At 33.0% G+C, this 12,995-nt stretch carries 11 protein-coding genes; 4 read left to right on the top strand and 7 right to left on the bottom strand.

Annotated features, from left to right (window positions below; translation table 11 throughout):
* A partial coding sequence (locus GBO31_RS14655) for a chondroitinase-B domain-containing protein (RefSeq protein ID WP_219009110.1) occupies nucleotides 1-2,734 on the bottom strand: 2,734 nt, incomplete at its 3' end.
* 351 nt (nucleotides 2,735-3,085) lie between these two features.
* Here GBO31_RS14655 and GBO31_RS14650 point away from each other — a divergent pair.
* The 3 genes from GBO31_RS14650 (at nucleotide 3,086) to GBO31_RS14640 (ending at nucleotide 5,798) form a co-directional block, all read left to right on the top strand.
* Nucleotides 3,086-3,499, top strand: coding sequence for a DUF3010 family protein (locus GBO31_RS14650; protein ID WP_219009109.1), 414 nt, complete (start codon nucleotides 3,086-3,088; stop codon nucleotides 3,497-3,499).
* A 103-nt stretch (nucleotides 3,500-3,602) separates the two neighbouring features.
* The gene (locus tag GBO31_RS14645; RefSeq protein WP_219009108.1) at nucleotides 3,603-4,982 is read left to right on the top strand and encodes an exonuclease domain-containing protein; all 1,380 of its coding nucleotides are present in this window, start codon (nucleotides 3,603-3,605) and stop codon (nucleotides 4,980-4,982) included.
* Between the two features lie 93 nt (nucleotides 4,983-5,075).
* Nucleotides 5,076-5,798, top strand: a complete 723-nt coding sequence (locus tag GBO31_RS14640; RefSeq protein WP_219009107.1) for an alpha/beta hydrolase — start codon at nucleotides 5,076-5,078, stop codon at nucleotides 5,796-5,798.
* A 65-nt stretch (nucleotides 5,799-5,863) separates the two neighbouring features.
* On the opposite strand, the gene gcvP is transcribed toward GBO31_RS14640, so the two are convergent.
* A complete protein-coding gene (gcvP, locus tag GBO31_RS14635; RefSeq protein WP_219009106.1) occupies nucleotides 5,864-8,716 on the bottom strand; it encodes an aminomethyl-transferring glycine dehydrogenase in 2,853 nt (950 codons plus the stop codon).
* Between the two features lie 135 nt (nucleotides 8,717-8,851).
* On the opposite strand from gcvP, the gene GBO31_RS14630 reads away from it, so the two are divergent.
* Nucleotides 8,852-9,679, top strand: coding sequence for a hypothetical protein (locus tag GBO31_RS14630; protein WP_219009105.1), 828 nt, complete (start codon nucleotides 8,852-8,854; stop codon nucleotides 9,677-9,679).
* Here the strand turns inward: GBO31_RS14630 and GBO31_RS14625 are convergent.
* From GBO31_RS14625 to GBO31_RS14605, 5 genes are all read right to left on the bottom strand, one after another.
* Complete coding sequence (locus GBO31_RS14625; RefSeq protein ID WP_219009104.1) at nucleotides 9,668-9,922, bottom strand: hypothetical protein; 255 nt, start codon at nucleotides 9,920-9,922, stop codon at nucleotides 9,668-9,670. The genes GBO31_RS14630 and GBO31_RS14625 overlap by 12 nt on opposite strands.
* 308 nt (nucleotides 9,923-10,230) lie before the next feature.
* Complete coding sequence (locus tag GBO31_RS14620) at nucleotides 10,231-10,785, bottom strand: sigma-70 family RNA polymerase sigma factor (RefSeq protein WP_219009103.1); 555 nt, start codon at nucleotides 10,783-10,785, stop codon at nucleotides 10,231-10,233.
* Between the two features lie 378 nt (nucleotides 10,786-11,163).
* Nucleotides 11,164-11,631, bottom strand: a complete 468-nt coding sequence (locus GBO31_RS14615) for an SRPBCC family protein (protein WP_219009102.1) — start codon at nucleotides 11,629-11,631, stop codon at nucleotides 11,164-11,166.
* Complete coding sequence (locus tag GBO31_RS14610; protein WP_219009101.1) at nucleotides 11,628-12,545, bottom strand: TIGR01777 family oxidoreductase; 918 nt, start codon at nucleotides 12,543-12,545, stop codon at nucleotides 11,628-11,630. Before GBO31_RS14610 ends, GBO31_RS14615 begins: the two co-directional genes overlap by 4 nt.
* A 12-nt stretch (nucleotides 12,546-12,557) precedes the next feature.
* The gene (locus GBO31_RS14605) at nucleotides 12,558-12,995 is read right to left on the bottom strand and encodes a hypothetical protein (RefSeq protein WP_219009100.1); all 438 of its coding nucleotides are present in this window, start codon (nucleotides 12,993-12,995) and stop codon (nucleotides 12,558-12,560) included.

Genomic DNA, 12,995 nt, shown 5'->3' with positions numbered 1-12,995 from the left:
CCACAATAAACTGATATGCTCTGTTATTATAGGGGTGAACATTAATTTCACCAACTGAGTATTCATCTCCCAAGTCTATTACCGCATTTTGAGGAAAACTTTCTGCAGACCATCTGTTTTCGGTATTATCATCGATGATATTTGTTGCAGGATTAGTAGTTTGTTGGTCACTGTATGAAGAAAGACTTCCACTCAAGCTTAAGTTATTTCCAGCAGTACAATTTGGAATATCTACTTCATTACCAAAAGCTCTAAACTCTAATATACTAATCCATGGCCCAGAATATTCGTTTGCTCCAAAAACAGTAACGCTAATATAACGTGCCTCAACAGAAGATACAATATCTGTTACGGGAGCTGAGATTGTTCCTGGAGTGGTATTATTTCTTCTGTCAATTATTTCAGTAAAAGTACCATTAGATTCAGTTGCTGTAGCTATGGAGTATTGATATGCTCTATCTTGATAAAATATCAGCTCCGTTTTCTGAATGTTAAAAATATCTCCAAGATCAACAGTAAAAGATTGTGGAAAACCATTAACGGACCAACGAGAACTAGTTGATCCATCAACAAGATTAGAAGCAATATTACCTCCATCAGGTGTTCCAGTAGCAGTTACAGGTTTGTTTAACGCTAAATTGATTCCATTAGTTGTGGGAATTATAGTTGCGGTGGCTGTATCCGTAAATTGACCATCTTCTGTAGTTACTGTGATAGTTACTTCACCTGCATTGATAGCATTGATTAGTCCGCTAGCATTAATAGTAGCAATAGCTTCATTACTACTAATATAAGTTACATTTTGATTAGTGGCATTAGTTGGTGATATAGTAGTAGTTAATTGCCATGTGCTTCCAACTTCAATCGGACTATTAATGGGAACAATACTTACTGAATCTACTGGTATATTAGATGTTGCACCTAATTGGGTAATATTAATTGTTCTGGTTATAGAACCTCCGGTAATAGTTACTATACCTGTTCTTGTAGATGTTTCTGAATTTACTGTTACGCTAATATCTGTACTGCCATTATTAATTCCGGAAGCTGTACTTATTGAAATCCACGAGCTGTCATCAGAGACTGTCCAATTTACATTAGATGTAATCGTAAGAGTTTTGCTACCAGCATTTGCTGTGAAATTATCTATAGCAGATACGATTAATAGATCTGTTGTAGAGTTATCACAAGAATTTAAAGGATTTCCATTAGCATTAACAAAACAAGCACCAACATTTGCAGCAACATCATTATCGGTATATGGAGGTTGAGAGATAGAGGATCCAGCATTGGTTCCAGAAATATTAAAGATTTCTCCTTCGCTGGATGCTGATAAGTTTGTTGAAGAAAACTCACTTATGGATGCTCCTAAAGTTGTATTGCTAAACACATTTCCAGAATAGGATAAAGAGGAGCCAATAGCCGAAAAATCACCGTTATCATCTTCGGTTATAACATCAGTAATATTAGGTGAAGCATTAGAAAAGAAAATAACATTATTAGAAACAATTCCAGTATTACTGTTGGTGCCTTTGTCTCCATTAAAAAATAGTGGAGCATTGGTGTTTACTATTGTGTTATTAGAAACGGTAATGTCTTCGGATTTTTGATAACCATTAGATACACTTGTGGAATTGCAATTATCCTGAGAATTGGTAGCACCTCCCATAAATGTAATTCCGTTATTCCATTTTGCCTGATCAATTACGGTAATGCAATCCTGAATGTAGTTGTTGCTTATTTCATGGTCGCTATCTACTATTCTAATACCACCTGTTCCGTCAACATTTTCTCCTAAAAAGTAGTTGTTTTTTACCGTTGCTCCAGAACCATGACGTAGTGTTAAAGACCCTCTACATCGTCTAAAAGTATTGTTTTGATAAGTGTTGTTATCGCTTTTATTGGTAATTATTTCATTTTCACCATCTGCCTCCACAAAATAGTTATTACTAACGATAGTTCTACAATCTACATTTTGAAATTCACTAGTTCCTACTCGGATTGTTTCGCTATCTCCAGAATTAGACAATGAAGGATCTATTTTTTCGTAATTATAAAAATAATTATGGCTTATAGTGTGCCCTACGATACCGCAACGATCATTTTCCGCATTGTATTCCAATTCCACTAATACCAAAGCTCCAGCTGTTGATTTGTTAAGAAAAGAGCAATGCAATACATTATTGTTATTTCCATATAAAACTATCCACCGATGTTTTACAATAGCTCCATCTTGTTCGGCTTCTGCAGCGTCGCCAGGTTCTACTCCTAAACCATCAATGACACAGTTTTGAATAGTGGAGTTCTGCGCGTATGTTGTTCCGTTTCTAAACTGTATGAAATTACTCGTTCCATAACCTCCTTGCCAGTGAAACCCTTCTACAACAAGAAAGTCTCCAGCGATATCCATTTGTAACCCATTATTAAAAATGACTCCACCAGGAGTCTCGGCCTTTAAAACAATTGGATCAGACGAAGTTCCATTRGCTTTAAAAACCAATCTTTCATCATAATTATATGTCCCGTTTTTCCAGATTACGATATCACCAGGAAGCAAACTTAGATTTTTAAATTCGTCTATAGAGTGAATGAAGTATTCCGTCGCAAATATATTTGAGGAAAAGAGAAAAAGGATGATTAATAATTCTTTGAACTTTCTTTTTTTGAGGGATAAAACCTTTAAAATGCGTTTGTTTTGTTTGTTCGATAGATAATAAGAGTTGTGATTTTTCATGTGATATTTGTTAAATAGATAGTTGCTGTATAAAGAAGTTAATTGTTTGGTGTTAGTTCCTATGAGAGTTTTAAAAAGACTAATTCTCAAAAAGAATACAATCATTTTTAAATTGGTCAACCAATTTAAAAATAAATAGAAGATATATCAATTTTTTGCCCTTAAAAATTACGAAGTGTCAAAAAATAGGTTAAATAATTAAGGAGTTGATTGTGAAGGGAAGTTTGGTTTCATTTTACTTAATAATCATAGATTTAAAGTGTGGTTTAAGATTTTTACCAATTCCCATAAACTATGTTTTTTATGACGCTACCGATTAGGACTTAAAAATTATATACTAATTTTGGAAAAATGAAAACTATAGGAATCGAAATAGATAAAAAAAGAGCTATTTGTGTTATTGTGTCTAAAGATGCTAATGGAGTATATCAGAATGTAACTGGTAAGACTAAATACATAGAAATAAAGGATGATCATAACAATTATGAGATACAAGATTTTTTGAAAAAAATTGAAGCGTTTTTTGATGAGGTAGCACCTTTACAAATAGGGATCATAAGTAGGCAAACAAAGGGGAAATTCGCAGCTGCAGCAGTTTCGTTTAAGTTAGAGGCGCTTATTCAATGTTATACAAAAGCAGAAATAACTTTTGTTTCCAAACAAACATTGACAGCTTTTTATAAAAAGAATGAACTTCCAGTCTCTTACGATAATGCATATCAAGAAAATGCTACAAAGCTGGCCGCGTATCTATCAATGAAGTAGGAATAACTATTTTAAAGCGCTTTGATGGAAAAATTMCATTAAAGAAGGAAAAATTCCAAATTTCGAATATTTCTTTTTAGATTTGTATTCCAAAAGAAAAGCAATGTCAGAAAAACTATATGCTATTATAGATGTAGAAACCACAGGTAAAGGCATTCATGGAAATCGTATTACGGAGATTTGCATAGTTTTATTAGAAGGTAATACAATTATCGATAAATTTACTTCTTTAGTAAATCCTGAATGTCATATTCCTCAATTCATTACAGGACTAACAGGCATTGACAATGATATGGTGAGAGATGCGCCAAGGTTTCATGAGATTGCTCAGCGCATTATTGAAATGACTACAGGAGCAATTTTTGTAGCGCATAATGTCAATTTTGATTATAATGTGATCAAAGCAGAATTTAAGAATTTGGGATATTCTTTTGTACGTAAAAAACTATGTACAGTTCGGTTATCTAGAAAATTGATTCCTGGTATGCTTTCCTACAGTTTAGGGAAATTATGTTCATCTCTTGATATTCCCTTAGAAGATCGCCATAGGGCCGAAGGAGATACTGATGCTACTGTTATTTTATTTCAAAAGATCTTAGATCTTGATTCAGACCTCAAGGTGATTGATAAATTTTTAAATGTTCGCTCTAAAGAAGCAACATTACCACCACATTTAAAAGCTGAAAATATCGATCGTTTACCTGAAGAAACGGGGATATATTTATTTAAAGATCAAAAAGGAAAAGTAATCTATGCCGGAAAAGCAAAGAATATAAAACAAAGAGTCATCAGTCATTTTTATGATAAAAAGAATAAAGAATACGCGTTAGGCCAAGAAACTTATACAATTGATTATGAAGTAACAGGTAATGAATTAGTTGCATTATTACTAGAGGCTGAAAAAATAAGAAAACACTATCCTAAATTTAATAGAGCACAGAAAAAACCAGTAGCTCCTTATTGTATTATGTATTATACAAATAGAAAAGGAGTAATTCAATTGGCAATAGATAGATCCCATAATTTTGATCATTCCGTAGAAGTATTTTATACAAGAGCTGAAGCTATTGAAAAATTAGAACAGTTATGTGCGAGTTTTCAGTTATGTCCGCGATATTGTAGTTTACAAACCACTACACAACGTTGTTCTCATTACAAAATAAAGAATTGTAAAGGGATTTGTGTTGGAGATGAATCCGTTGCTCTTTATAATATGAGAGCTCAACAGGCATTATCCTCACTAAAAAAAGATCAGAAAAGTTATTTTATTAAAGAGAAAGGTAGGACTTTTAACGAGCAAAGTTTTGTAATGATTGAGGATGGTATTTATAAAGGTTTTGGGTACATACAAGAGGATGAACAAATTGTCAATTCTGAAGATTTTGATAATTTTCTACAACTTCAAAAACATACATACCATACTACCAAAATCATAAAAAGTTATTTACGCAAAAATGGGGATCGAAATATTGTACTTATTTAAGCTACTTTATTTTTTGTAAATTATAACAAAACAATAGCATATCTCTATTGAGTAATTTAGTATTTTGAACTACTTACTAATTTTAAATTACCCATGAAAAATATTTATTTGATTCTTATTTGTTTTGTAACAATATCCATCCATAGTCAAAAAACTATTGATTTTCCTTCTAAAGATGGCCTTATGATGACCGCCGACTTGTATGAAGCAGCAGGAAAAGATTCGTTTATCATTCTTTTTCACCAAGCAGGATGGAGTAGAGGTGAATATATGGAAATAGCTCCTAAGCTTATCAAGATGGGATATAATTGCCTTGCAGTGGATCAAAGATCTGGTATGATTATTAATGATAGGCTCAATCACACTTCGAGAGAAGCAAAGAAGAAAGGTAAAAAAACAGAATATATCGATGCGTATCAAGATGTAGAAGCAGCGATTGCTTATGTGAAAAAGACCTATAACCCGAAAAAAATAATTATCTGGGGAAGCTCGTATTCTTCGTCATTAGTTCTAAAATATGCTGGAGATAATCCAAATGCAGTGAATGGTGTATTATCTTTTTCTCCAGGAGAGTACTTTGGAAAAAAGAATTTTATTACTTCCAGTGCAGCTAATATTAAAGTTCCAGTATTTGTTACTTCGGCAAAAAAAGAAAAAAAGAATTGGTCTGGTATTTATGATGCAATAACATCAGATAAAAAGCAATTCTTTCTTCCAAAAACAGAAGGAAATCATGGGTCTAGAGCTCTTTGGGATCGATTTTCTGATAATAAGAGCTATTGGAAAGCAGTAACAAGTTTTCTGGAAACTATTTAATGTAAATAAAAAATGCCTGATACTAAATAAATATCAGGCATTTTACTTTATATATAGATTACTGTCTACACTTCTTCCATATATTCTTCAATTGGAGCGCAAGTACAGATTAGGTTTCGATCTCCATACGCATCATCTACACGTCTTACTGTTGGCCAGAATTTATTATCTGCTACATATGCCAAAGGATATGCGGCTTGCTCTCTTGTATAAGGGAAATCCCATGAATCGGCTGTCAACATAGCTAATGTATGTGGAGCATTTTTCATTACATTATTAGTATCATCAGAGCTAGCTTCGGCAATCTCTTGACGTATGCTAATCATGGCATCACAAAAACGATCTAATTCAGCTTTACTTTCGCTTTCTGTTGGTTCTATCATAATAGTTCCCGCTACTGGGAATGATACTGTTGGAGCATGGAATCCATAATCCATTAGACGTTTTGCGATATCAGTTACTTCGATTCCATGAGCTTTAAAGGGGCGACAGTCTACGATCATTTCATGAGCCGCACGTCCTCGTTCACCAGAATATAAAGTGCTATAATGACCATCCAATCGTTCTTTGATATAATTTGCATTGAGTATTGCATACTCTGTAGCTTCTCTAAGTCCTTTAGATCCAAGCATAGTAATATATCCATAAGATATTAAACAAGCTAAAGCCGACCCCCAAGGAGCTGCTGAAATAGCTGTAATTGCTTTTTCCCCACCAGTAGTAATAAGTGGATTACCTGGTAAAAATGGTACTAATTGTTTAGCAACACAAATAGGTCCTACTCCAGGTCCTCCACCTCCATGCGGAATCGCAAAAGTTTTATGCAAGTTTAAGTGACAAACGTCTGCGCCAATTGCTCCTGGATTCGTTAGTCCAACCTGAGCATTCATATTAGCTCCGTCCATATATACTTGTCCGCCATTATCATGGACAATCTGAGTAATTTCGCGAATAGCAGACTCGTAAACTCCATGCGTAGAAGGGTAGGTAACCATCAAAGCAGAAAGATTGTCTTTATATTTTTCTGCCTTTTCTCTTAAATCTTCTACATCAATGTTTCCTTCTTCAGTAGCTTTTGTTACCACTACTTTCATTCCTGCCATAACAGCAGATGCTGGATTCGTTCCATGCGCAGAAGATGGTATTAAGCAAATATTTCTATGATGATCGTCTCTGGATTCGTGATATGCACGAATTACCATCAGTCCTGCAAATTCTCCTTGAGCCCCTGAATTAGGTTGTAAAGAAGTAGCAGCAAAACCAGTTATCTCAGTTAATTGATCTTCTAATTTTTTTAATACTTCCTGATATCCTTGTGCTTGTTGCACTGGAACTAATGGATGCATATTACCCCATTGCGGATTGCTTAATGGAAGCATTTCAGAAGCTGCATTCAATTTCATCGTGCAAGAACCAAGTGGAATCATTGAGTGATTTAATGAAAGATCTTTGCGTTCAAGCTTTTTGATATAACGCATCAATTCCGTTTCAGAATGATACGTATTGAATACATCATTTGTTAAAAATGGAGTATTTCTTTTTACGTTATTAGGGATATTGTTATCACTATTACTTGATACAATATCAATTGTTTCTTTACCAGAAGCTTTTGCAAAAATGGAAACAATCTCTTTAAGATCTGCAAGCGTAGTGGCTTCGTTTAAAGAAATAGATACAGTATTTGTATCAGGGTAATAGAAATTGATTTTTTGAGCTTCTGCTATTTCTTTGATTTTTGTTGCATTTGCTTCAATTCTAATGGTATCAAAGAAAGCTGTATTTAGTTGTTTATAACCAAGTTTGGTTATAGTGTCTGCAAGGTTTATAGCAGCACTATTTACTTTATTTGCAATATATTGTAGTCCTTCTTTTCCATGATATACAGCATACATACCTGCCATTACCGCTAGTAAAACCTGCGCCGTACAAATATTAGAAGTAGCCTTATCACGTTTGATATGTTGCTCGCGAGTTTGTAAAGCCATACGCAAGGCTCTATTACCATTCATATCTTGGGTAACTCCAATAATTCTACCAGGAATGTTTCTTTTGTAAGCTTCTCTGGTAGCAAAATAAGCAGCGTGCGGTCCTCCATATCCTAGAGGAATTCCAAATCGCTGTGTTGTACCAACAACAACATCTACATCAAAACTTCCTGGAGATTTGAGAGAAACGAGACTTAAAATATCTGCTGCTACTGCAACTTTAATTTCAGATTGATGAGCGTTTTCTACAAAAGAGGCATAGTCAAACACCTGACCAGATACTCCTGGATATTGTAGTATGGCTCCATAATAATCTGTAGAAAAATCAAAAGTTGTATGGTCTCCAATTACTAATTCAATTCCTAATGGAATAGCTCTTGTTTTTAGTAAAGAAATTGTTTGCGGTAAAATCTCTTCAGAAACAAAAAACTTGTGGACATTATTTTTTTTCTGAGTTCTAGATCTAACAGCAAATAGCATTGTCATAGCTTCTGCTGCAGCTGTACTTTCATCCAGTAAAGATGCATTTGCCAACTCCATTCCGGTTAGATCGCAAACCATGGTTTGATAGTTAAGCAAAGCTTCTAATCTTCCTTGTGCAATTTCAGCTTGGTAAGGAGTATAAGCCGTATACCATCCTGGATTTTCTAGGATGTTACGTTGTATTACTGCAGGTAAACAAGCTTCATGATATCCTAAACCAATATAAGTTTTAAATACTTCGTTTTTAGAAGCTAATTTCTGAATATGAGCAGAATACTCTTGTTCGCTCATAGCTTCATCCAATTGCAATGGAGCTTTTAATAAAATATCATCAGGAACAGTTTCATAGATAAGCTGATCTATGGAGTCTGCCTTGATCATATGTAACATGTCATTTAAATCTTTTTCTGAAGGACCTATATGACGTAGTTTAAACGAGTCAGTTTTCATAGCAAAAAAACAGTTGAGATTGAAAGCGCAAAAGTACATATTTAATCCATAAAAATTTCACAATTAATTAACCTAACACTATCAAGTTTTTAACCAACTTAGATGGTTATTAACAGATTCCCCTAAATTTAGAACGTGAAAACCATTAAAAGTATATTCGATTTTTATATAAACAGCAGTATACATGTGGCTTTAGCTGTGGCAGCACTTGTGAAAATAACTTTTTTGAAATTCGAAATCTTAGGCGCAAATACGTACATATATTTTAGCTTCGCCGGAACTATAGTAGCATATAATTTTGTGAAATATGCTACAATTTCAAAATTATATCATCGAAGGTTGACAAAATCGATGACCGGAATTAAAGTTTTAACAGGTATTAGTGCTATTGCTTTTGCTTATTTTGGCTATCAAGTTTCTTTTGATACCATCGTATATATGTTACCATTTGTATTACTCACTATATTATATACGGTCCCCATTTTTCCGAATAAGAAAAACCTGAGAAGTGTAGCGGGGATTAAAATCTTTATTATTGGGGCAACATGGATGGGAATTACTGTACTAGTTCCGGTTCTCTACACTGAAGGAAGTATAGATTTTGATATGATCATTGAAATGGTTCAGCGCTTTCTATTTATTGTAGTGATTATGTTACCTTTTGAAATAAGAGATTTACAATTTGATGATAAAGAATTAGAAACAATTCCACAAAAAATTGGGGTTACGAGAACAAAAGTTTTTGGAAGTATAGTGTTGGTAGTATTTCTATTGCTTACGGCTTTTAGAGTGGAGCTTACTTCTACCGAAATTTTAAGCACTGTATTTGTTACTATAATAACATTGTTGTTTTTGTGGGGTACTGATAAAAAACAATCGGAATACTTTTGCTCCTTTTGGGTCGAAAGTATTCCGATTATATGGTTGTTATTATTGGTTCTGATGCAAAGCCTATTCGGCTAATTTTTTTCTTAGTTGCTCTTTCATCTTCTCCTTCATAGAAGATTCTAAAACTTGAACATTAGACTTTTTCATTGCTTTAGTAAGTTTGGTATTCCTTTTAGAATACGCTCTGGTTACTTTGCAATATATCAATCTGATATTGAGTTTGATGATTTCCATAAAGGAAGCTTCACCATACTGGTTTTTGTCACATATGTACTTTGCTTGTTCGCAGGATACAAATAAACTGTTACTTGTTTTCATTACAATTTTAAACTAATTTTTTGGGGCGTTATTAACTTATTTTATTCCAACTCAGACATTTTTTTCTTTAACTGCTCTTTCATAGCATCCTTAGCCGATTGATTAATACTAATGACTTTAGGATCTTTAAATAGTTTTGTTAGTTTCGTGTTCTTAGACGAATACTTTCTACAAGCCTTACAATAAATTAAATGAATGTTTAATTTTACTTTTTCCCAAAAAGAGGCTTCTTTGTATTGATTTTTATCGCAAATATGATTTGCGTTCTCACAACTTACAAATATTTTGTTCCCAGTACTCATTATCTATTAAAACCAGTTTTTTTCTAAGCATTCCGCCATTGCAGTACGTGCTCTATGAATAATTACCCAAAGATTAGACGCCGTGATATCAAATTCATTACAGATGGCTTCTGTATCAAATCCTTGAATTGTTTTCATGGAAAAAATACGAGCTTGTTTTTCTGGTAATTTGCCAATACAATTATGGATAGCAATACCTAGTTCTGTATTTTCTATTTTACCTTCAGCGTTTTGGTCGAAAGGATCTGCTACTCTTTCTTCGAGCCAATCACCTTCAGTTTCTCCGTCATTAGTATAATTGATTCGAACTTCTGCCTTTCCTTTATTACTATTAATTTTTCTGTAATGATCAATGATTTTTCTTTTTAGAATGGAAATAAGCCAAGTGCGTTCACTAGCTTCACCCTTAAAGTTTTTCATTGATTTAAGACCTGCAAAAAAGGTCTCTTGCACTAAATCTTGTGCAATCTCTCTATCGTCAACCCTTACTATAGTATAATTAAATAGATAATCACTGTATTTATCAATCCACGTATTAGGGTCTATCGTGTTTGTAGGCATAGTATATCGACTCTTTTTTTCAAAAATAGGATAAAAAGTTGAATCTCAAACAAGTTTACCCTTTTGAATTCCTGCAGGGAATAGTTAGTAGTGCATAATATATGTAGTACTCTATGTTTTATGGATATTAATAGCTTATCAAAATTGTTTAAATTATTTATTATAAATCCGTCTTTTGTGATATTCTGAAATTACGATGTATGTATTTGAGAAATTAATAATTTATAAAATCATTTGACAAACAAACGAAAAAGTAAAAATGGATGAGTAAGTTTAAGCTTTTTTGTTCTCCCTAGGAGCAAAAACATAATTTAGTTTATAGTTTAATGTATATAGGTTTTATTTCTAAAAGTTAATTTTTTTTAGCATTTTTTAAGTTTACTTTTTGTGTATAGATACTTTTTCAGTTTCTCTTTTGATATGTTCATTTCTCATTTTTAGGAATTTTATGAGATGTTTTTCTAAAATCAATAGATCAAATATTTTACCTATAAAACCATATGGAGTCTGGTATTTTAAGATATCTATCATTTCAGTTTTTGATGTATTTTCTTTGAAAATGTGCTGGTGTTTAAAACTTTTGAAATGCCCTTTGATCATCTCATCTATAAAGTAAGTGGGATATCGAAGTGAGGTGATCTTACTTTGATGTTTTAAATACAAACCAAAATGTTTTCCTTTCCAAGTTATAGTTTCATAGAGGTCAATCAATCCTGATGTTTTTCCTGCAATTGCTTTCTCTTTACTTTTATGTGCTGATTTCATATGCAGATCAATATTTCTAGCAGCATCAAAAACCATTGTTATTGGAGCATCGATAATCGTGTGTAGTCTAATAGTGGTCATGAGCTTGAAATTAAATCTTTACTAGCTTCCATGAGATTTGGATAAGTAAATTTAAAACCTGCTTTTTTCAGTTTGTTAGGAATTACATTTCTGCTTTTCAGAATTAATTCTGTTTCGGTTTTAATCATGCGAGCTCCTATTTCTAAAAGAAATTTTGGTAAAGGAAGTCCAATATGTATGTTAGCTACGTTTCGAAGTGTTTTCATAAGAGTTTTATTATCTGATGGTTTTGGAGAAACAATATTGATAGGGCCTTCCATCTCTTGGTTTTTGATAATAAATTCTATACTTCTGGCAAAATCAGTTTCATGAATCCAACTAAATTTTTGATTTCCCTTTCCTTGTTTACCTCCAAAACCAATTTTTATAAGATTTAGAATGGGTTGTAAAGCACCACCATTTTTTCCAAGGACGATCGAGGTTCTTAATGCTACTTTTCTAGTTTCCGGAGTATGATGTGAAAAGAAAGCATGTTCCCAGTTGGTAGCTACATTCACTGAAAAACCAGATCCTATTTCACCATGGATCTCATCCATTTCCATATCCAAAGAATGTCTATATATAGTAGCAGTAGAAGAGTTTAACCAAACTTTAGGAGAATTTTTACAAGCTTTTACAGCTTTTCCTAAAACATTTGTAGACTCTACTCTTGAAGAAAGAATAAGGTCTTTATTCTTTTGATGATATCTGCAATCAACTGACTTCCCTGTCATATTAATTAAGGCATCTACTCCTTCCAATTCGTTTTTCCACGTACTAATTGTTTTTGCATCCCATTGTACATATTGGATATTATTGACGGTTCTGTTTTCTCCACGAGTTAGAATTGTAATGGTTTCTACTTTATTTTTAAAATATTGCACCAAAATATCTCCTAAGAAACCTGTTCCTGCTGCTATTACTATTTTTTTCATATGCATTTGTTTTTAATATAATAAAATGGGTAACCAGGCTATTCTGTACAGCATCCAAGTTACAGTTAGATAGGAGGGTAGTTGTAGTTTCTTTACTCTCCTTGCGTGTTCAATAATCATTATACTTACAACTAATAGAAATAAAAAGATTTTAACTTCCAGATCTATAAGCGTTACTTTGTACAAAAGTAATAACGGTATTAGTGCTAAAGATCCTAATAAAGAAACCGTAATCATATGACATAAATAGGTATGAATTTTTCTTTTTATAAATAATAAGATAATTCCACCTTGCCACACCAATTGCCCTGAACACATTGTTATTTCTTTCGATAATCTATCATTAGCAATTAACTCTGGAAGTTCTTTGGTGTAGTAGAACAACACAATCGTTGATATCATCGTAGCTATGATAATATAACTCCATTGGTATGTAAGTTTGGTAGTCAT

Origin of the sequence: Aquimarina litoralis, from assembly GCF_019295435.1 — a bacterium.
Taxonomy (GTDB): domain Bacteria; phylum Bacteroidota; class Bacteroidia; order Flavobacteriales; family Flavobacteriaceae; genus Aquimarina; species Aquimarina litoralis_A.
The sequence above is the reverse complement of the archived record's forward strand: the minus strand, read 5'-3'. Positions and strand labels throughout refer to the sequence as shown.

Bases quoted from the DNA above. Each gene is read 5' to 3' on its own strand.
- GBO31_RS14605 (WP_219009100.1), bottom strand. From the start codon at position 12,995: ATGACTACCAAACTTACATACCAATGGAGTTATATTATCATAGCTACG.
- GBO31_RS14610 (WP_219009101.1), bottom strand. From the start codon at position 12,545: ATGAAAAAAATAGTAATAGCAGCAGGAACAGGTTTCTTAGGAGATATT.
- gcvP (WP_219009106.1), bottom strand. From the start codon at position 8,716: ATGAAAACTGACTCGTTTAAACTACGTCATATAGGTCCTTCAGAAAAA.
- GBO31_RS14640 (WP_219009107.1), top strand. From the start codon at position 5,076: ATGAAAAATATTTATTTGATTCTTATTTGTTTTGTAACAATATCCATC.
- GBO31_RS14615 (WP_219009102.1), bottom strand. From the start codon at position 11,631: ATGACCACTATTAGACTACACACGATTATCGATGCTCCAATAACAATG.
- GBO31_RS14625 (WP_219009104.1), bottom strand. From the start codon at position 9,922: ATGAAAACAAGTAACAGTTTATTTGTATCCTGCGAACAAGCAAAGTAC.
- GBO31_RS14645 (WP_219009108.1), top strand. From the start codon at position 3,603: ATGTCAGAAAAACTATATGCTATTATAGATGTAGAAACCACAGGTAAA.
- GBO31_RS14620 (WP_219009103.1), bottom strand. From the start codon at position 10,785: ATGCCTACAAACACGATAGACCCTAATACGTGGATTGATAAATACAGT.
- GBO31_RS14650 (WP_219009109.1), top strand. From the start codon at position 3,086: ATGAAAACTATAGGAATCGAAATAGATAAAAAAAGAGCTATTTGTGTT.